This is a genomic window from Nonomuraea sp. NBC_00507 (assembly GCF_036013525.1).
In the GTDB taxonomy this organism is placed as follows: Bacteria; Actinomycetota; Actinomycetes; order Streptosporangiales; family Streptosporangiaceae; genus Nonomuraea.
Genome location: NZ_CP107853.1, coordinates 3,021,815 through 3,043,446, shown reverse-complemented (window position 1 = coordinate 3,043,446; position 21,632 = coordinate 3,021,815). Strand labels below are relative to the sequence as shown.

8 protein-coding genes are annotated in these 21,632 nt (G+C 64.0%); 6 read left to right on the top strand and 2 right to left on the bottom strand.

Annotated features, from left to right (window positions below):
* Window positions 1-86: 86 nt before the first annotated feature.
* From pglW to OHA25_RS15290, 6 genes are all read left to right on the top strand, one after another.
* A complete protein-coding gene (pglW, locus tag OHA25_RS15315) occupies window positions 87-4,253 on the top strand; it encodes a BREX system serine/threonine kinase PglW (RefSeq protein WP_327588230.1) in 4,167 nt (1,388 codons plus the stop codon).
* 244 nt (window positions 4,254-4,497) lie between these two features.
* Window positions 4,498-8,232, top strand: a complete 3,735-nt coding sequence (pglX, locus tag OHA25_RS15310) for a BREX-2 system adenine-specific DNA-methyltransferase PglX (RefSeq protein ID WP_327588229.1) — start codon at window positions 4,498-4,500, stop codon at window positions 8,230-8,232.
* A 4-nt stretch (window positions 8,233-8,236) separates the two neighbouring features.
* Window positions 8,237-11,938 (top strand): DUF6079 family protein, encoded by a 3,702-nt coding sequence (locus OHA25_RS15305; RefSeq protein ID WP_327588228.1) that lies wholly within the window; start codon window positions 8,237-8,239, stop codon window positions 11,936-11,938.
* Window positions 11,931-14,657: a BREX-2 system phosphatase PglZ gene (gene pglZ, locus OHA25_RS15300; RefSeq protein ID WP_327588227.1), complete on the top strand. Its 2,727-nt coding sequence runs from the start codon at window positions 11,931-11,933 to the stop codon at window positions 14,655-14,657. Before OHA25_RS15305 ends, pglZ begins: the two co-directional genes overlap by 8 nt.
* Window positions 14,648-15,955, top strand: coding sequence for a BREX system ATP-binding protein BrxD (gene brxD / locus OHA25_RS15295; RefSeq protein ID WP_327588226.1), 1,308 nt, complete (start codon window positions 14,648-14,650; stop codon window positions 15,953-15,955). Before pglZ ends, brxD begins: the two co-directional genes overlap by 10 nt.
* Window positions 15,952-18,057 carry a DEAD/DEAH box helicase gene (locus OHA25_RS15290; RefSeq protein WP_327588225.1) on the top strand — a complete coding sequence of 702 codons (2,106 nt, stop codon included), beginning with the start codon at window positions 15,952-15,954 and terminating at the stop codon, window positions 18,055-18,057. The genes brxD and OHA25_RS15290 overlap by 4 nt, the downstream gene beginning before the upstream one ends.
* Before the next feature lie 81 nt (window positions 18,058-18,138).
* Here the strand turns inward: OHA25_RS15290 and OHA25_RS15285 are convergent, their stop codons facing one another.
* Window positions 18,139-20,784, bottom strand: a complete 2,646-nt coding sequence (locus tag OHA25_RS15285) for a trypsin-like peptidase domain-containing protein (protein ID WP_327588224.1) — start codon at window positions 20,782-20,784, stop codon at window positions 18,139-18,141.
* Between the two features lies 1 nt (window position 20,785).
* Window positions 20,786-21,115, bottom strand: coding sequence for a CU044_2847 family protein (locus OHA25_RS15280; RefSeq protein WP_327588223.1), 330 nt, complete (start codon window positions 21,113-21,115; stop codon window positions 20,786-20,788).
* Window positions 21,116-21,632 lie beyond the last annotated feature (517 nt).

The following is a 21,632-nucleotide window of genomic DNA, read 5'->3' as shown; positions in this document are numbered from 1 at the left end:
AAGCCGGACAGCAGCGGTGACAGTCTCACTGGGGCCATCCGTGTCGCATAGGTACGTCTATGACGGAACGCCGATCATGCCTAGACTTGACGACACCTGAAGATCAAGGGGGATCGGTGGAACCCGGAAGCACACGCTGGGTTGAGGTTACGCCCTCGGAGCATGACCACGAACGGGCCGGGCTGGCCGCGATCCGCGAGTTGCTCAGCGAGAGCGATCCGTACAGGGCATGGAGCAACTTCACCTTCACCACGAAGACCAACCGTCAGTACGAGGTTGACCTCCTGGTTATCGGTCGTGGCGGCATCTACCTCTTGGAACTCAAACACTGGTCGGGCCGAATCACCGGGGACTACCAGACCTGGTTTCACAACCGCCGTCCCACGGACAATCCGCGATTGCTCGCCGACTCCAAGGCTAAGCATTTCAAGCAACTCTTGGCCGACGCAGGCGGTCGTAATCTGCCCTTCGTCCATGCCGGGGTCGTGCTACACAACCCCCAGACCACGGTTCAGCTCGACACACGAGGCCGAGCCGGCGTGTACCGGATTGATGGTCAGGGTCCCGCCGGTCTCGACGAGCTCATCAAGGACGTGCTCGCTAAGGCACCGCAGAGCACCAGGGACTTGATCGACGGGAGGCGCTCGGCAGAGCTAGCCCGGCTGATCAACCGGGCGGGAGTGCGCAAGAGCATCAAGTACCGCCAGGTCGGCAATCTCCTTGTATCCGAGGACCCTATAGCGGAGGGCCCGGGCTGGCAGGATCACCTGGCCGACCACCCTTCTCTGGGAGAAGCCCGCCGAGTCCGCTTCTACCTGGTCAATCAGGCCGCTACAGAGGAGGAGCGGGCTGCGATTCTCCGCGCGGCCAAGCGGGAATACTCAGTCCTTGAGAACGCTGCGTATCCGGGCATCGCACGGGCAATCGAGTTCTACGAACATGAACGTGGCCCCGCGGTTGTCTTCAAGCACGACCCGACCGAGGTACGTCTCGATCATTTCCTGCGGCAGCAGGCTGACCGCCTCTCGATGGACCAGCGCATCGAACTGGTGCGTACTCTCGCTGGAACGCTCCGCTACGCCCATGCCAGGCGTCTGGTCCACCGGCGACTCAGCCCGTTATCCGTGTACGTACGGACCCTCGCGCCGAACAAGTACGGGGCGCGTGTGCGTGACTGGCATACGGCGAGCCGTATACTTCCCGGTCAGGCTGGGCCTACAGCCGGGACCCGTACATTGGAGGCACTGACCGACAGGGCAGCACACGGGTATCTGGCGCCGGAGACCCTGCACAGCTCCGACTCCGACGCCGTAGCGGCAGACGTGTTTGGCCTCGGGGCCTTGACTTTCTTGATCTTCACAGGGAAGTCCCCTGCGGAAACCAGCGAGGATCTCCTGCAGCGGATCGCCAGGGAGAGCGGCCTCGACATCTCGGCGGAGCTGCCGGGAGCCTCGCAGACGATGGTGAATCTGGTACGCGAGGCGACCCTCGGCGACGCCGATCTGCGTACTGAGTCCGTGGACCAGTTCGCCCAGGCGGTCGAGGAACTCATCTCGGAATTGCGTGAGGTGACCCCGAAGGTCGACCCACTGGTCGCCAGCCAGGGCGCCATCCTCGGCACCAAGGACGAGCCGACCAGATTCGAGGTGTTGCAGCGCCTCGGACAGGGGTCAACTGCCGTCGCCCTTCTCGTCAAGGACTCATTTCACGACGAAGCCGTGCTGAAGATCGCCCTTGACGAGGACGCCGCCCGCCAGCGTCTGCTCGACGAGGCCGCCGTACTCCCCAGCGCCCGCGACGCCCGCATCGCCCGCATCCTCACTGAGCCACTAGAAGTAGGAAATCGGACCGCGATCCTGCTCGAGGACGCGGGACGAGAGAGCCTCGCCGCCATGATCCGCCGTGGCGGCCGACTGTCGCTCGATTTCCTGCTCCGCTGGGGCACCGACCTGCTGGAGATCCTGCACTCCCTAGAACTCGCCGGAGTCACTCACCGCGACATCAAGCCGGACAATCTAGCCTTCCGGCCGCTCGGCAAGAACGACGAAGTCCATCTCACACTCTTCGACTTCTCCCTGGCCAAAGCTCCACTGGAGCAGACCAAGGTCGGAACTCCACCATATCTGGACCCCTTCTTCCACCCTCGCTACCGTCCCCAGTACGACTCGGCGGCTGAGCGCTATGCCGCAGCGGTCACAATGTACGAGATGGCGACCGGGCAGACCCCCATCTATGGGACCGGGTCCAGTCACCCGGCGACGGTGGACGCTGATGTCACCATCGATGAGTCCGTCTTCGAGCCAGGCCCGGCTAGGAACGGACTCATCTCCTTCTTCCGTACGGCTCTCGCACGGGATGTGAAGTCCCGGCACGACTCCCTCGAGAGCATGCGGACCGCGTGGCAGCGGATCATCGCGGCGGTCCCCGCGCCTGAGCCGCTCCCCGGCAAGGGCAGCGTTAATCCGGTCACGGGCGAGGAACTCGATGCCTTGGCCGCAGAGGCCACCCTGGAGACGACCATCGCCGCCGCCGGCCTCACCGCGCGGGCCGTCGACGCGCTCCACCGGATCGACGTAAGGACCGTCGCGGATCTACTTGCCCGAAACGCCTTCGAATTGTCCCGCCTATCCGGCATCGCCGACCTCACCAAGAAGGAGATCCGGCGGCGTGCTAAACAGTGGCGGGCCCGCCTCCAGCAGGATCAACCCGCCGTCGTGGACGGCGATACCCGACGCAGCATCGATGCCCTGCTGGAGTCGCTACTGCCGAAGCGCACCAAGACGGCCCCGCAGGAGACCACCGCGGAGCTCCGGATTCTCCGGCTCTACCTCGGCCTCGACCCACTCGACACCCCTTGGGCCTCAAACGCTGAACTCGGCAAGGCTGCCGGGGTGAGCGCAGGACGAGTTGGCCAGGTGGTGCCGGACGCCCGTAAGGGATGGACGAGGAAACTCTCGCAGGTCAGGAACGAGCTGATTGCCTTGACCGAGGATTCGGGCGGAGTGAACTCCGCCGTCCTGCTCGCTGAGGCTCTGCTTACCTCTCGTGGTTCGGCGACGACCGGCGCGGCACGGCGCCAGCGGGCCCTCGGCCTGGTCCGCGCCATTGTCGAAGTCGAGTCAGAACGGAGGGGATCCGCGCGACTGCTGCACCGCCGCGTCAGTGGCGGTGCGATGATCGCGGTGGAGGACCCGACCGACCCCGAGGCTGTCGAGGGGATAGATCTGCTGGACTACGCCGCCCGGCTGGGCAAGGCCGCTGACCGACTCGCCGACGCGGACCCGCTTCTTTCCCCGGCACAGGTGGAGACCGCTCTGAGAGCGGTGAGAACCGCACCCGGTATGGCAGCGCTTCCCGCGGAGAAGCTGGCCACCCTAGCGGCCTCGGTATCGGATCGGGCAGCAGCCAACAGCCTCGGCGAGATCTATCCGAGGCGGATGGAAGCAAGCCGGGCGCTGAAGCTTCTCGCTTCCTCGCTGGGCGTAATCCGGCACAGTGTGACCGCGGCTCAACTCAAGGCTCGTATCCTTGCCCGTTATCCGGCAGTCGGGCCGCTTCCGGAGAGCCATGACGAGCTCGATGCATTGCTCAGGCTGGCAAAGGTGCCGCTGGTGCGGACCGGTGCCCTGTACCAGCCGCAGGGCAGTGCCAGCACACTCCTGCCGCCGACCAGTTATCAGCCCGGTACCCGGAGTCCCGCCAGCAGCCGCAACCGGAACGCAGCCGACTTCGAACGCCGGATGAGGGTCTCGCTTGTCGAATGCGGATTCGTCACGCTCAATGTGGACCAAGCTTGGTATCCGCAGGCAATCGAGGCACTGCAGAAGAGCTTCGCCATCGAGGTCATCGACATCACCGCCGAGCTTCTCACCGCCATGCACGCCACCGCCCAGACTCACGGCGTGGACTGGACTCTGGTCCTCCGCTCGGACCGACCGGACGCTGCACCGCAGGACGCAGCCAACCTTCGCCAGCTCGTCGCGCTCGCCGCTGTCAAGCTGGAGGAGAAGCTCCGCCACGCGCGGGAGCCGCTACTGATCGTCGAGGCCGCACCATTGGCCCGATACGACAGGCTCGTGGTGCTGGAACATCTAGCCGATCAGACCTCAGCCCGGCCGGCGGCCCGGTGGCTGCTGCTCCCGGCGAATCAGGTCGGCCGGGCACACCTGGACAACCATCCCGCGCCGGGGGCGCTGTCTGCGATCCATCTCTCGACCACCTGGATCACCGCCCAGCAGCGCGCCGCCTCCTGACGGGAAGACGGCGCGGCCCCGCTGAGTCACACCTGTCTGTATGCGAAGCGTTGCATGCTGCGCACAATAGGTTCATATTGTGAGTAGTCACAATGATGCGGGGCAAGATATATGCGAACAGATATTGGAGAACCAAGCATGACAACATACAGCGTTATGCAACTGAAATAGATTTCATATTGTCACTTTTCCGACAATATTGGGATGATCTAGCGCCGCAAAATTAGACATTGAGGGGTGTCGGGTGTCGGTCGTCTCCGAGGATCTGAAGAGCGATCTCCAGCGCCAGGCTCAGCTTATGGTCGATGACCTGCGCACCCAGGCCGCGCACCTTCCAGAGCTCAAGGCACGGCTCAATGAGATGTACGCCGCGGCCCGAGCTGCAAAGCGGACTGGGGACGGCCCGATCAGCTGGCTGGACGACCAGTGCGAACGAGCCTCCAGTTCCTGGCTAATCGCCTGCGCTTTCATCCGCTTCTGCGAAGATAATGGGCTATCCGGGCCACGCCGATGGATCGCCTCGCGTGACACGAGCGGCCGGGCGACAAGCGAAGCTGCCGACGCTCAGGAAGCGTGGATCACAACCAACCCTCGGCTCAACGCCCGCGAGTGGCTCCGCGAGGCGTTCCGCTGGCTCCGCGGCACCCGGGCCGGACGAGACCTACTCCCTGACACGGACTTCGTCTGGTGGTGGGACATCTCCGCCGACCGTGCCGACGCACTACTCGAGGCATTCCGCCGCCGTGATGAGCACGGCGAGCGTCTTGTGCACGACTACTTCTACAGCGCAGACCTGGACACCCGGTTCCTCGGCGACCTCTATCAGGATCTTTCCGCCTTTATTCGGGATAAGTACGCGCTCTTCCAGACTCCGGTATTCGTCGAGGAGCTGATTCTCGACAAGACGCTCACCCCCGCAATGGAGCAGTTCAACCTCACAGAGCTGAAGCTGATCGACCCGACCTGCGGGTCCGGGCACTTCCTACTTGGTGCGTTTGCCAGGCTCCTCGAGGAGTGGCGACGCGTGGAACCAGGCAGCGACCCCCGTATCCGGGTGCAGAAGGCGCTCGACAGCATCTTCGGTGTCGATCTCAACCCCGCCGCTGCCGCGATCACCAAATTCCGTCTGATGGTCGCCTCTCTCGAAGCTTGCAAGACATATCGCCTGGACGACCCGAACACCCCCGCTCTTAAGATCAGTGTCGCAACTGGTGATTCCCTGCTCTATGGAGGTAGACGAGGCCGCCAGACCGAACTCAACATCGACACCGTGAAGTCCTCGAAAGAGCTGGAGGAGGACGATGCCCTCCGCTACCACCAGTACGCCTGGGAGAACCTCGATAGCATCCCCGGCATCCTCGACTACGACCGCTACCACGTCGTAGTAGGCAATCCCCCATACGTTCAGGTGAAAAACAAGACTCTCAACAGGGCGTATCGCGACTTCTATGACTACTGCTCCGGCCGGTACGCCCTATCGGTGCCCTTCATGGAGCTCTTCTTTCGACTGGCCATCATGGATGCCGCCTACCCGGGTTACGTGGGCTTGATCACCGCGAACAACTTCATGAAGCGCGAGTTCGGGAAGAAGCTCATTGAGGAGTTCCTTGCCCCCAAGGTCGACCTCACCCACGTCATCGACACCTCCGGGGCGTACATTCCACATCATGGCACGCCGACGGTGATTCTGCTGGGGAGGAACCGCGACCGGAACCGGCGCTCTGATGTGCGCGCTGTCCTCGGGGTACGTGGCGAACCCAGCAAGCCGGTCGACGCCAGCCAGGGCAAGGTGTGGCGGAGCATCCTCGAGGCCATCGACCTCGGCCCAAACGACCTCCCTTTCGACACGCCCTACGTCACCGTGGTCGATCTCAAACGCGCCCACTTCGCCAAGCACCCCTGGTCTTTGTCTGGCGGCGGAGCTCCCGACCTGATGGAGTTGCTGCTCAAGAACACGCAGTCCCGGCTGATTGACGTAGTTGCCGCAGTGGGTATCACTGCCGTGACAGGCGAGGATGAGCTCTATCTGCTCCCTAATGCCGGAGCCGCCCGGCGGCTTGGAATCGACAACACCATGCCCCTCGTCGAAGGTGACGCTGTCCGCGATTTCGCCATCACCGATTCCATCACTGCGATCTGGACTTACGACGAGGCGTTTGGTGTCATCGGTATCAACGACCTCGCCAGCACTGGCAAGATTCTTCGCACCTATCGAACCGCAATCTCGCACCGAAAACGCTTCGGCACACCCATGCTGCAGCGGGGCCTGACCTGGTGGGAGTGGCAGGAGCTGTACACAGGAAAGCTGTCAACCCCGTTGACGATCACTTTCGCAGAGGTGGCGACACACAACCACTTTGTGCTGGATCGCGGCGGGAAGGTCTTCAAGCAAACCGCACCGGTAATCAAGCTGAAGGCAGAGGCGTCTGAGGACGACCACCTGCCCCTGCTGGGCCTGCTCAACTCCTCAACCGCCTGCTTCTGGCTGAAGGAAGTATGTCACAACAAAGGTAGTTCGGTGGATCGCCAGGGAGCCCGTCAGACGACGATCGCCTGGGAGAACTTCTACCAGTTCAATTCGACCAAGGTCCGCGATTACCCCATCCCCCGTGAGTTCAGCCTCCTCTACGAGGCCGCGAAGACGCTCGACAGGATCGCCCGCAGACTCGCCACGGTCACTCCAGAAGCGGTATGCGCGGGGGGAATACCGAGTAGGCAGGCGTTGAACGCGGCACGGGACCTTTACGAGGCAGCCCATGCGCAGATGGTCTCGGTACAAGAGGAGCTGGACTGGCAGGTCTACAAGCTCTACGGAATCTTGGACGAGGACCTCACCTACGACGGGGACGATCTTCCAGGGCTGGCGCTCGGGGAGCGCGCCTTTGAGATCCTGCTAGCCCGACAGGTCGAGGACGGGGAGGCAGAGAGGACCTGGTTTGACCGGCACGGCTCGATCATGCGCACCGACTTGCCTGCGGAGTGGCCGCAGACGTATAAGGATCTTGTCTGTCGGCGGATCGACTTCATCGCGAACAAGCCACTACTCCATCTGGTGGAACGGCCGGAGTGCAAGCGGCGCTGGGCGGCGGAGCCGTACGAGAAGGTGAGGGCAGATGCGCTGCGCGGCTGGCTTTTAGACCGGCTCGAAGCTTCACACCTCTGGTTGCACCGCGATGGGTCCCCCCGTGCGCTGAGCGTGGCGCAACTCGCCGACCTGCTTCGCCTGGACGACGACTTCCGGCAGGTCCTCGACCTGTACGTCGGCACGCCCGATCACGACCTTGTCGGCCCGCTCGACGCGTTACTCGCCACCGATGCAGTGCCGTTCCTCGCCGCGTACCGGTACACGGACAGCGGGCTCCGTAAACGGGCCGAGTGGGAGCACATATGGACGCTGCAGCGGGAGGAGGACGCCTGGCTCGCCGCCCACGCCGCGCACCAGGAGCGCTGGTTGAAGGAGCAAGTTCCGATTCCGAGGTCAGGGCCGGGCTCGGACGCCGAACGGCCTGCGCCGATCCCGATCCCACCCAAGTACGGTTCCGGAGACTTCAAGGCCGGGTTCTGGCGGCACCGGGGCAAGGTCGACGTGCCCAAGGAGCGGTTCATCGCGTACCCGGGCGCGGAGCGCGACGGGGACACGAGTGCGGTCTACGGGTGGGCCGGCTGGGACCACCTGCAGCAGGCGACAGCGCTAGCGAACATCATCACCACCCGCGGCTTCGGCGACGAACGGGTAGTCCCGCTGCTGGCCGGCCTCGCCGAGCTGGAGCCGTGGCTGCACCAATGGCACGGCGAATATGACCCGAACAACGGTGACGTGCCTGCGGAGTACTTCTCCGACTGGCTACGGGCCAGACTCACTGAGCACGGTCTGACCCGGGCACAGCTCGCCGCTTGGCGTCCCACCACAGCCACCCGCGGCGCGAAGAAGACCAGCAAGAAGACATCCGCCCTCAAGAATACCGAGATGAGGAACTGACCAGATGACGGCCCATCTGCACGGATCCACACTTCTCAAGGACGTCATCGAAATCCCTGAGTCGCTGAGCGCAAACGACTTCGTGCTCAAGCTGAGCGACGGCGTCTCTCACATCAAGACGACCTTGAATTCCTACGTCGTCACGCCGCAGCTCGCCGAGAGCTTCAACCAGGCGCTGGGGTACATCCGCGGCACCCTGGACAAGCAAGTCAGCGACGCCGTCTTTTTGCACGGTTCGTTCGGCTCTGGCAAGAGCCATTTCATGGCAGTGCTCAACGCAATCCTTCAACACAACCCCGATGCCCTTGGCCTCCGCGACTTAGAGGAAGTACTCGAAAGGCACAATTCCTGGCTGGCAGGCAAGAAACTTCTCTGCCTGAACTATCACCTGATGGGAGCTTCAACGGTCGAGGAGGCGATCCTCGGGGGGTATGTCGCGCAAATCGCCGAGGTCCACCCAGATGCAGCGCTGCCCGAGGTGCACACCACGGACCGGCTGTTCGCCGACGCTGACCTGATGCGGTCCCGGCAGGGAGACGACGTCTTCTTCGCCTCGCTCAGCGGTCGTCGTGGCGGATCCAGCGGCTGGGGAACCCTGGCCACCCCATGGGATGCCACGTCCTTCGAGCAGGCTAGGAACGCGCCGATCGGTGACGAGTCCCGCAGCAAACTGGTGACAGCACTGGTTGACTCTTACTTCAGCAGCTTCACCCGGGGCGCCGAATACATCCCTCTCGACGAGGGGCTGCAGGTGCTCTCCGGCCACGCGCACCGCCTCGGCTACCAGGGTGTGGTGCTGTTCATCGACGAACTTGTCCTCTGGCTCGCCTCGCGCAGCAACGACACCACGTTCGTGAACCGGGAGGGGCCAAAGCTGTCCAAGCTGGTGGAGTCGGCCTCTACTCGCCGAGCCGTGCCGCTGATGTCATTCGTCGCGCGGCAGCGTGACATCAAGGACTTCCTGGGCGCCAACTTCACCGGTGCGGAGAAGTACGCCACCGGGGAGACGTTCCGTTGGTGGGAGGACCGCTTCAACAAGATCGTCCTTACTGACGGCAACCTCCCAAAGATCGTGGAACGCCGTCTGCTCAATCCCAAGCCGGGCGGCCGAGCGGTACTGGACGCGGCATTCGCGCACGTGACGAGGGAGCCCAAGGTTTGGAACGTTCTGCTTGAGGGGCTCGACGACTCGTCCGACCAGGTATCGTTCCGTCGCACGTATCCGTTCTCTCCGGCCTTGGTCTCCACCATGGTCGCCCTGTCCAGTCTGCTGCAGCGCGAGCGTACTGGCCTCCGAACCATGGCCGAGTTGCTGCGGCGCGGCCGAGATGAACTGACCGTGGACGATCTGATCCCGGTCGGTGACGTCTATGACGTTCTGATGAGCGCAGGCATGGTGCCGCTCACTGACGACATCGCTCAGCACTTTGCCAACGCGCGAACGCTTTACGAGGAGAAACTGCTGCCCCGGCTGCTGGAGCGGCACCGCCTCACGGCGGAGCGGGCGGCCGATCTGCCCCGGACACATGCGTTCGTGAGCGACGCCCGGCTGGTGAAGTCTGCCCTACTGGCCGCCATCGCGCCTAACGTGCCCGCGCTGAGCACGCTGACCGCACAGAAGCTGGCTGCGCTGAACCACGGCACCATCAAGACCCGGCTGGCCGATGGAGAGACCGAGAAGGTGCTCGCCCTCTTCAGCGCCCTGCGCCAGTCGGGGGTGAGTGAGATCCACCTCTCCGACGATCCGCGGAACCCCCTTATCACGATCCAGCTCGCCGGGGTCGACTACGAGAGCGTGCTGGACCGGGTCCGCAACCAGGACACCGCAGGTGAGCGCCGACAGCTCCTGCGCCGGCTAATCTTCGAGTCCCTCGGAGTGCCGAACCTCGCCGACACGATTGGCGGCGCGCACATGCACTCGTTCGTCTGGCGGGGCAGCCGGCGGACCGTGGACATTGTCTACGGCAATGTGCGGAACACGGAGGAGCTGCCCGACCCAGCGCTCATGGCCGAGGGCGGCCGGTGGAAGCTCGTTATCGATTTCCCCTTTGACGAGCAGAACCACGGTCCAAACGACGACCTGGCTAGGATCGAGAAGCTGGAAAGCCGCGGCGTGCGCAGCGACACTGTGGCCTGGATCCCCGCATTCTTCACCAGGGAACGTGAAGACGATCTGGGGGAACTCGTCTGCCTACGCTATCTGCTTGCTTCGGACGACCGGTTCGAGCAGAACGCCAACCATCTGTCTCCGCAGGACCGCCCGGCGGCAAAGGCACTGCTGACCAACCGGAAGACCACCTTGGAGGCCACCCTCGCCCGGGTCATCCAGCAGGCGTACGGCGCAGCTCCCCGAGAGGAGTCTGACATCGACTCCGCCCGCGGGCATCTGTCGTTTTACAAGTCGCTCAACCCGCAGCTGGAACTCGGGGCGCCGGTGGGCGCCCGGCTCGCCGACTGCCTAACGCATCTGCTGGATCAGATGCTGTCGGCGCAGTATCCCGCGCATCCGCACTTCCCGTCCGAGGTGCGGCGGAGCGACATCTCGACCGTGCTGGAATACGTGGAGGCTGCCGCGGCCGACGAACGGGGACGTGTGCCTGTCCCCGCCAAGGATCGCGAGGTGCTCCGGAAAGTGGCCAACCCGCTGAAGGTTGGGCAGGCCTTGGAAAATGCGTTCCTGCTCGACGGCGACACTTTCCCGTGGCGAAGGCACTTCGCTCAGCTCGCCGCGCAAGACAGGCAGAGCAAGATCATCAGCGTGCAGAGGCTGATTGCATGGCTTGATCTCCCGCATCCGCGCGGGCTGGACGCTTCCAGTCGAGGACTGGTCATCGCGGCGTTTGCGCTCGCTCAGGACCGAGAGTGGTTCCGCGGCGAGGAGGGACCCGTCCCTCGTCCCCCCGTCGACAAGATCGACGGAGGGTACAATCTGCGGCTGCCAAAGCTACCGGACGATGCCGACTGGCGAGGGGCCGCCGATCGCGCGGCGCGGCTCTTCGGCATCACAGCGGCTGGAATGAAGACCGCCGCCACGGTCAACCGTCTCGCCGCGGCCGCCCGTCAGCAGGCTCGAGAGCTGCAGGAGTCCGCCCAGCGGCTGGCCTCACTCCTGGATGCGCACCGGGAAGAGCTCGCCGTCACGGGACAGGGCCAGGCTGACGGAACCGCCGACCGACTCGGAGTGGCTAGGAACGCTGCCAGACTGGTCACCATGCTCGCCGCCGAATCCGAGGCATATGACCTCGCGACTGGGCTTGCGACCGCCGCGCTCGAAGCGGCGCCCGAGACGCTGGCCCGCTCGCTGAAGACGGCCAAGGCGACCGTGTCCGCGCTGGAGCAGATGGACTGGGACCTGTTCCAGGCCATGGTGACCCGTTCGCCGTACGATCCGGCGGCAGCGCGCATCGTCGCGGATCTCCAGCATGTGGCCGGATATCAGGAGACGCAGTCTCCGCTCGGCCCGGCCCTCACCGAAGCGAGACGGCAGGCGCAGCAGCTCCTGGCCTCGCTCGTCGTTCCACCGCCCCCTCCGCCGCCCCAGCCAGGGCCGGCGCCGAGGCCTCAGGAGGAGTCTGGGTCGGTTGTCGTAGGCGCGGCTTCGATCAATAGTGCTCTGGAGTCCGTTATAGCCTTCGCCGCCGCGCACCCCGAAGCGCAGATTGTCATCACCTGGCAGATCTCGAAGGGAAACGACAGTCTTGAGTGACGCGTCCGCAATCGGGGCCCCGCTCGGCACGGCGACGCTCTCCGCGATCCGCGGCATTGTCAGCCGGATCGTCACATCCAGTCTGTCGAGACAAGTCATCGGCGTGCGCGCCCGGCCCGTATGGACGGGCGAGCCGTCGTTTCCGCTGGAGGGGCCTGCGGGCGAGATCATCGTCGAGGTCCGGGCTTGCCCGTCAGCACTAGCTGTCCGGGAAGAACTGCTGACCCACCGGGGGAAGCCCGGTTACCTGGTCATCCTCACTGACGTAGACGAGGCGGACCTTGGGCTCGGGCTGCTGACTCACCTAGCCCGGGGCATGCTCATCTCGCTCAAACCGTGGGAGCTGCTCAAGCAGTCGTTCGCCGCACGGACGATCGACCCACTGCTCCTGGCGGAAGATTGGGCCGCCGCCGCACTGGCCCGGTGGACACCCGCCGACTCCGGCTGGCCGCCTGCCCCGGGAGGGGCGCTCACGCGCGATCACGCGCTCGGGCATCTTGCCTCGGTGCTGTTCGGCACCCGGCCGGAGGACGGCGAGCCCTACCTCATCCCCGCGCATCCGGATGCCACCGGGCTGCTGCGCTGGTCGCTCGACCCGGTGGCGATGAGCCGGTTCGCCGAGCTTCCCGCTGACGTCCGTTCCGGGATCACCAGGTGGCTGAACACGGTCACCGGACCGGCGGGCGAGTGGACGCTCTGCGCTGCCGCGGCCGGGCACGGCGGTGACGCCCTTCCGCTGGCCTTGGCCGCCGGGCTGCTCTGGCCCGAGAGCAGGTCATCTGGCCAATCCGTAGGTGAGGCGCGTGGTCTGCTCCGTGCCCGCCTTGGTGGCGCGGACCTTCCGACAGGTCAAGCGCAGACGTGGGCGCGGGCCGCGGTGGCGGCCATCGCCCAGCTCCCCCAGCCGGACACGCTGCTGCAGCGGACCGAGGAATTGCTACGCGAGTTTAACGCCGAATCGTTGATCGCCCGATCGTCCCTGCTTCCTGGGGCGTACGACATCCGACTGCGGGAGTTCGCGAAAACCGTGCGCGACGCCCTGTCTGCTCCGGACGGGCCCGCGTTGAACCAGGCCGAACAGGCTTACAGGCAGCTGGCCGCGCACGAGTTGGCTCACGCCGGGAACGGGAGGGAGCGCCGGGCCGAGGTAGCACAGATGGCGTTGCGGCTGCTGCGCCACCTAGCGCTGCCGGATCGGCCGGCGCCCACTCTCGCCGACGCCTTGCACGAGCAGATAACAATCGGCGCATATGTTGAATGGGCGTTCGCCGACGTCTGGGGCGGCGACCCCGACCAACAGGTTGGCAAGGCGTACCGGGCACTGTTGGAGGCCGCGGCGGCCCGGCGGGACGGGCGGGACCGAGTGCTCGCCGGGCACCTCGCGACTGCCACCGCCGCCGATACACCGCCTGGCACGCTTGTTCCGATTGAGTCTGCGCTCGCCACTCTGGTCCGGCCCCTCGGCCGGGCGCTTCTGATCGTGCTGGACGGAATGTCCGCCGGTGTCCTTGCTGAACTCGCGGCCGAGCTTGCTGGCAGCCGCTGGACCGAATTGGTCGACTCGACCCTTGGGCACCGCCGGGTTCTGTTGCCCGCGTTCCCCACCGTTACCGAGGTATGCCGCACAAGCCTCCTCACGGGAACGCTGCGAACCGGCGGGCAACATGACGAGAAATCTGCATTCGCCAGTGCGACCGGCGACCCGGCCGCCCGACTCTTCCACAAGGATGACCTACGCACTCCCGGCGGTCACAGTCTCGATCCAGACATCCGGGCTGCAGTGGAGGGCCAGGCCCGGATTGTCGGCGTGGTGCTCAACACCATTGACGACGCTTTGGACAAGATGGATCCCGGCGGCATCACCTGGACCCGAGCCCAGATCACGCATCTGATCGCGCTCAGCGAAGCCGCAAAGGCCACTGGGCGCACACTGATCCTCACCAGCGACCACGGGCATGTGATCGAACGCGACAGCACCTTGGTGAAGGGTGGCGATTCTGCGCGCTGGCGTCCAGCGAGCACACCCGCTGGGGAGGGAGAGATTCTCCTTGAAGGCCGCCGAGTGCTGCTCGGCGGCGGAACGATCGTCACACCTTGGCTGGAGCAACTGCGGTATACGGGAAAACGCGCCGGCTATCATGGGGGTGTCTCCGCGGCCGAGGTCGCCATACCGTTCGCAGTCTTCACCGCCGCGCCCGTCGACGAGATCGCCGGATGGCGTCCAGCCCCGGCCCAAGAGCCGACCTGGTGGCACACGCCGCTCACTTTGACCGCCCCGCTCCCGGCGACCAAAAAGGGATCCAGGCCACCAAAGCAGCCAGAAGAGCAGGAGACACTCTCCTTCGACGAGCTGCCGTCGACGGCTACGACCCCCAAGCCTGCTGCGGTGCCGCCACGTACGCATGAGAAGTTCCTCGACGCACTGCTCGGCACGGCGCTCTACGCTGAACAGCAGGAACGTGCCGGACGTTCGGCCCCAGACGACGCCAGGCTCCGCGGCGTGCTCGCAGCCCTGATGGACAATGGTGGCCGTCTGCACGAGACGACGCTGTCGGCTGTCGCGGAAATTCCGGCAGCGCGGTTGCGAAGCGTGCTTGCCGCCGTCCGGCGAGTCCTCAGCGTGGATGGATATGACCCGATCAGCTATGACAGCGACGGCGTCACCATCATCCTGGATATGAACATTCTTGCCGAGCAGTTCGGGGTGACATGGCGATAGGTAATATCAGCGAACGCCGCCGCCGCGAGGTCATCGATGCCTTGCGGCGGGGTGTCGTCCCGTCCACTGGGCTCGACCTGCTGGCAGTCGGGCTCGGCCGGTTCGCGGCCGCGCTCGACGACGAGTTAGCCACTGCTGCCCGCGGCGGCTCGGTCTTCAAGGCGGTACGTGGCGAGTATGGCTCGGGGAAGACATTCTTCGCCCGCTGGCTCGCCGAGCGGGCAAAGCAGGCGGGCATGGCCGTCGCCGAGGTGCAGATCTCCGAAACCGAGACACCACTGCATCGGCTGGAGACCGTCTACCGGCGGCTCTGTGAGAACCTCGAAACTGCTCAGTTCGTGCCGAGCGCGCTCCGCTCGGTCATCGATACCTGGATGTTCACTCTGGAGGAGGATTCACTCGCCATCGGGGTGCCCGAAGATGAGCTGGATCCGGCTGTATCCGCACTGCTGGAGAAGCGGCTCGCTGAGGTGAGCCGGTCGGCACCCGCTTTCGCCGCCGCACTGCGCGGGTACCGTGCGGCGTTGGCCGCATCTGACTCGGCGACAGCCGAGGCCATTCTGGCCTGGCTGGGCGGGCAGCCACACGTCGCGGCCACCGCGAAACGCGCTGCGGGAGTGCGCGGCGATCTCGACCATTTCGGGGCGCTTGGCTTCCTGCAAGGATTGCTGATCGTGCTGCGCGACTCCGGACATCCGGGCCTACTCTTGGTCCTTGACGAGGTCGAGACCTTGCAGCGGATCAGATCCGACGTGCGGGACAAGGCACTCAACTCGCTCCGCCAACTCGTGGACGAGATCGACTCCGGCCGGTTCCCTGGGTTGTATGTGCTCATCACCGGTACACCCGCCTTCTTCTCCGAAGGTTCCCAAGGAGTACAGCGGTTGGCGCCGCTAGCGGCGAGGCTTGCCACCGACTTCGACACCGACGCCCGGTTCGACAATCCGCGTGCCGTGCAGATCCGGCTTCCCGGATTCACCCAGGAGGGTCTACTCGAACTCGGCACCCGGGTCCGCGACGTGTACGCTGCCGGGGCTTCATCCCGGGTACCCGCTGTCGTGGACGATGCCTATGTCGCTGACCTGGCCCGCGCGGTAGCTGGTTCGCTCGGCGGCAAGACCGGCGTCGCGCCCAGGCTCTTCCTAAAGAAACTAGTGGGCGACGTGCTGGATCGAGTGGACCAATTCCCTGACTTCGATCCCCGTGCCCACTATCGGCTTACGATGAGCACGAATGAGCTGTCCGAGGTGGAACGGAACGCATTGTCGGTGGACGACGTTCCGCTGGATCTGTCGTGAGCCCGGCGGAACTCCACCCGGTCGTGCTCCATCACATCGTCAACACGCTCGGCTGGCCTGGGCTGCGCCCCCTTCAGGAAGAAGCCATCGCTCCAGTACTGGCGGGCTCGGACGCACTCTTGCTGGCACCCACTGCGGGCGGAAAGACCGAGGCCGCGGTGTTTCCGCTCCTGTCACGGATGGTGACCGAGCGCTGGCACGGGACCTCGGTGCTCTATCTGTGCCCGATGAAGGCGCTACTGAACAACCTGCTGCCACGGTTGGAGAGCTACACGGGGTGGCTCGGCCGACGGGCCACACTCTGGCACGGCGATGTGACCTCCAGCCGCCGTAAGCAGACCCTCCGGGAGCAGCCCGACGTGCTGCTGACCACACCCGAGTCGCTAGAGGCGATGCTGGTCAGTGCCAATGTTGACCATCGTGAGTTCTTATCCGGCCTTCGGGCGGTCGTGATCGACGAGGTGCACGCATTCGCCGGCGACGACCGCGGCTGGCACCTACTTGCCGTGCTGGAGCGCCTCACCTACCTTCTCGGCCACCGCCTGCAGCGGATCGGGTTGTCCGCAACCGTCGGCAACCCTGCCGAGCTGCTGAGATGGTTGCAAGGCTCCGGAGCGGGATCCCATCCGGCGTCGATCGTCTCACCAGATGTCCCCCGTCAGGCAGCGAACTCGCCATCTGGAGAAGTCCAGCTTGATTACGTGGGCTCGGTCTCTAATGCGGCGAAGGTCATCGCGGCACTGCATCGTGGCGAGAAAAGGCTGGTCTTCTGCGATTCCAAACAGCTGGTCGAAGAGCTAGGGCACGCGCTGGCCACTCGGGGCGTCACCGTATTCCTCTCCCACGCCTCACTGTCCGTGGACGAACGCCGACGATCCGAGGAGGCCTTCGCACAGGCTCGGGACTGCGTCATCATCGCGACCTCGACCCTTGAACTCGGTATCGACGTCGGGGACTTGGACCGAGTGATCCAGATCAACGCGCCGTTCACCGTCGCGTCCTTCCTCCAGCGGATCGGGCGAACCGGTCGTCGACCTGGAAGCGTCCGCAACTGCCTGTTCCTCGCGCTCGACGAGGGATCCCTCCTGCGTGCCGCGGCGTTGCTGCTGCTCTGGAGTCGGGGATGGGTGGAGCCGGTCACTCCACCCCCCGAGCCGCGCCATATCGTCGCGCAGCAAGTATTGGCGCTCTGCTTGCAGGAACATCAAGTCGGCGATCATATCTGGGCTGAGTGGTGGAACGGGCTCTGGCCATTCAACGGCGGTTCGAAGCCGATCGTGCGGCATCTGCTGGAGAACGGCTACGTAGACGAGGATTCTGGGATGCTGTTCATCGGCCCAGAAGCCGAGCGACGCTTCGGCTTTCGCCATTTCATGGAGATGACCTCCGTCTTCACGGCGGCGCCCGAGTTCACGGTGTTGCATGGCCGCAAAGAGATCGGGCGAACTGATCCGGCGCTGCTCACCGAGCAGATAGAGGGGCCGCGCCTGCTTTTGCTCGCGGGGCGCACCTGGCGCGTTGTATCTGTCGACTGGCGACGGCGACGCTGCTTCGCCGAACCTTCCGACGGCCAGGGTAAGGCACGCTGGCACGGGCGCGGCCTGGGCACTCTTTCCTTCGCTCTCTGCCGGGCCATGCGCTCGGTACTCCTCGGCGAGGAGCCGCCCGTCATCCTGAGCCGCCGCGCACAAGAACGACTCGCCACAGTCCGGACCGACAGTCTGGAGATCGTTCATCCCGGCGGAACCATCATCACGCGGGATGCGAGCGGGGATGTTCGCTGGTGGACCTGGGCCGGCTCACGGGTCAATGCGACGCTAGCCGCGACCTTGTCGGAGATCGCGATCCCTGGTCAGCGGATTGAAGAGGACTCCGTACGGCTCCGTACCGAGATCACCGCGCGAACGTGGCGAGAGACGTTAAATGGAGCGGCTGAGCGACTCTGCATGCCCGACGTGGATCCTAAGGCGGTAAATGGTCTCAAATTCAGCGCCGCACTTCCCGAACGGCTGGCAGTCACCACCCTCTCTGCCCGCCTTGCCGATCTCGATGGTGCCCGGCAGGTATTGGCCGAAGGTGCACGATGGTCAGTGCTGACATGAGCTTTGCACGTGACGACCGTCGAATCTCGATCGGTGGATTCGGGCTGAGCCTCACTGCAGACGATCTTTCTAGCCACGCAATCATGGCAGCCGCTGATCATAAAGAGAGGCTGCCAATCCTGGGTCCGCGTCAGCACCCAGCAGTTCAATTGCATCCAACCGGCAGAGCAGCCCGACCTGAGAATCTCTAGCGATATCCTTCAGTACGGTGCGAGACAGGTTCTTATCCCATCTTTCGATCTCGACCGCGGCCTCCAAACAAGTCCAACCGTCCAGATACGGGTTTTGGGCGATGCGCTTCAGCGCTTCTAAACCAAGCGAAACATCTAATTCGAGGAGATAACGCGCGGCCCGTAGACAGTCTCCCGAACCGGTTGACGTAAAAGCGTCAATCAGATCCGTTAACAGCCCAACACCGAGCCTAAAGTCGAGTTCCACCAGCTGCCTGGCTGCTTGGATCCGGTCGAAGCGCGACATACGTGGATTCTCGGCGATACCTCTGAGAGGGGCCAGCCCTTTCTCTGGCGAGAGATAGACGAGTTCATAGGCCGCCGCGATACGCAACTCGGCACTGATGTCACCCGGTTCGGAGGAGGCCGCCATCCGGCCTAGCCGGCTCACTGCGGCAGCCCGCACCACATCACCCAGTTCTAAACCATCGCGCAGTAACGACGCGATAAACATCACATCTTCCGGCGTGCCAGTGCTGAGACTATGTAATGCCCCCACCTCGAAGGAAACGCCGGATTTGACACATACGTGCGCGAGGAATTGGCGATACGACTGCTCCCTACCCTGGAGGAAAACCAGGTAATTAGCTACCTCCGGAGTGAGGTTGTATGCGGTATAGCGGGCAGCAAGGTACTCCTCCACGGTCATATGGACGAAAGCAAACTCCCCCCTTCGCTGTGTCATGACACCACTCTGCCGTAGCAAGTCCTGAAGAATCTGGCCCCATTCATCTTCTGGCATACACGGCGGCCGCAACGACACGGTCCAGATCTGCGCCAGATCGATGAATGGGCGCTGATCACCGCGATGGCGCGCCGCCGCAAGGCGCTCGATCAAGTGCCGGGCTCTACCCAACAGAATTCGAACAGACTGGCGTGCAGCAGGCCCATACGGCCTGGCTCGTCGATCCAGCCGCTCATAGATGTCAACATGCTGGTACTGCTTGGACATCAGCAAAGTGATGAAGCGCTCGTAGAGTTCGGCGCGGCTGCGGGGTATGCCCTGCGCGGGATTTCCAGCAAAGACGACACAAAGCATCGTGGCGAGAAGAGGCACACGAGCGAGATGTGCAGTCCTGCTGCGCTCGAGCTCCGCTCGAAACCGCTCAGCGAGAGCACGCGGCTGGTTGAAACTTAGTGCCTTGAACCACAACTCCGCCAGTATCAGCAGCTGATCGGGAGAGAACGGCAGGATTTCGTACGCTCCCGTTCCGGCCCTCAATAGCTGATCGATCTCCAGATACGGTAGAGGTCGGCTGGCGATGAGAAATCGATAATTCTCAGTACCGCGCCGGTGGATGATCGAGTTGAGCACCTCCCGCCTGCCATCGGCCGTGAAGATCTCGTCGATGCCGTCCACGAGGAGAAGCCAGGGCACTCCGGGTATGGGCTGTCTGCTGAACCAGTCGTCAGGCAAGCTTGTATCGAGCCACGTTCCCAGCTCCCGGTTGACAGTGGCAGCCAGAGCGGCGTTGAAGCTGTTACGACTGCTCAGTGCTCTGGCGGGTACGTACGCCGGGACAAACGCTCCGTCCTTAGCGAAGATCCAGTCACGGCTCGCGATCTCGGCAACGTATCTGAGTAGGCTGGACTTGCCCGCTCCGGGCCGGCCGATGATGAGCGTGTTCCGGTGTCTAGTGAACAGTTGCTGCTTGCCGCTGACCTCACGGCCAACCGATTCCGGTCCCGGTAGGTTGATGAGCGAATCTTCTTCCGTCACGCGCTGCAAGCTCACGCCATGCTGGCGAAGGTAAACCGTAGACAGTGGTGGCGTGTTGGGCAGCGAGATGGCATACGGGTGGGACCGCACAAAACCACGCACTGCCTCCAGATAGGCCAGCAGTTGACGGCTTGGATACCGCCATGCGCCTGCGTGCAACTGTTCGTCCGTGAGGAGGTCCAGCCACTCGATGTTGGTGTGAGGAGGGCGTTGATAGCGTGACAGTTCCGGATACGTCTCGAGGATCTTGTCAGCCGAGACGAGGCGGGTGACGGAATCGTTTTGATCTCCCAGCCTGACGACTCCGCACACGCCCCCAGTGCGTCGGTTGAGCACTGGGGCGCCGCTGAACCCGGGGCGGGGGCGCGCACCACTGGCGCGGATCAGCTCCCCATCATGCCGCTCTGAGGGACCGTCATACTTCAACGCGACCGAGTCACCCGATGAGTACGATCCCCTGGGGTATCCCCAGGACCACAGGTAGTCACCAGGTAAGACGGATGGTGCCAGAGCCACGAAGGGATGATCAAGGGGCGTTTCCAGATGCAGCGCCGCCAGATCGGGAGGATCGTCGCCGCGATAGCTGTTATCGAGCCGAAACTCCACCTGGGAGCCCTGCCACTGGCCGCGCACCACTCCCTCCTCACCATCCACCACGTGAGCGCACGTCAGCACCACTCTGGGCGCGACGAAGAAGCCAGTACCGTCGCCCGCCTGAGAAGAAAGGGAGACCGTGGCCGACTTGAGAGCGAGAGGCAGAGGGTCTGTAAGAGCCATGTCAGTTGTCCGGGCGTGTCCACTCCATCGTCACCTTGACAGCCGACTTGCCGGTGCCTTTCCCTACGACGGCCAGCAGCTTGCCGCTCTCCACAGCGAACTCACAGCCAAATTCTACGGTCAGCTTGTTTGTTTCTAATTTACGAAGGGTCTCCACCACGTCGGCTGCGAATCCAGTGAGCTCTGACAGGGCATCCTTGAGCTTGTAGGCACGTGAGGACAGTTCGATCTCGCCGTCAATGGAAGCAGTGACGGGTGTGGCGGAGATATGAACCAAATCACCCGTTTTGGTCCGCACAGGAACGATCACGGTGCCCGGTTCCGAGGACATGTTACTCCTAGGGGTAGGTTGGATGCGGCCATTATCGCACCGTAAGCCTCAGGGCCTTCATATTCGCGCACTGCAACCAAGGCCCCTATACAGGACAACTGGGTGGTTAAGCGGCTATATCAGGCCAAGGGGCAGGTTGCGCCCTGGTACACACAGCTTCGCGCCCTTCCGACGAGCCTGGCATATATCCGAGCAAGCTGATCATTGAGGGTGAAGTCCGGTCTCAGCAGAGCGCTCACCATGTGCAGGCGCTCACATCTCATATCGTGCATCGAATGCTGCCGGGGCATGCCAGACGGACGCAAACCGCCCTCCCCCAGCCGCTTGCCACCGAGACAAGTGGCCGCGTTTCAGAGGGTGGGAGACATGTGCGGGATGATCATACGAATCGCCGCCATGGCGCCGGACGTTTTCGCAGGTCACGCCCCGTGGGAACGCAATACTGCCCTCGCTCTCCTAAAGCAGATGCCGCCGGCTCGAATTCTGCCGGGGGCACTCTGTGATGTCTCAGGACATC

Bases quoted from the DNA above. Each gene is read 5' to 3' on its own strand.
- OHA25_RS15305 (WP_327588228.1), top strand. From the start codon at position 8,237: ATGACGGCCCATCTGCACGGATCCACACTTCTCAAGGACGTCATCGAA.
- brxD (WP_327588226.1), top strand. From the start codon at position 14,648: ATGGCGATAGGTAATATCAGCGAACGCCGCCGCCGCGAGGTCATCGAT.
- OHA25_RS15285 (WP_327588224.1), bottom strand. From the start codon at position 20,784: ATGGCTCTTACAGACCCTCTGCCTCTCGCTCTCAAGTCGGCCACGGTC.
- OHA25_RS15280 (WP_327588223.1), bottom strand. From the start codon at position 21,115: ATGTCCTCGGAACCGGGCACCGTGATCGTTCCTGTGCGGACCAAAACG.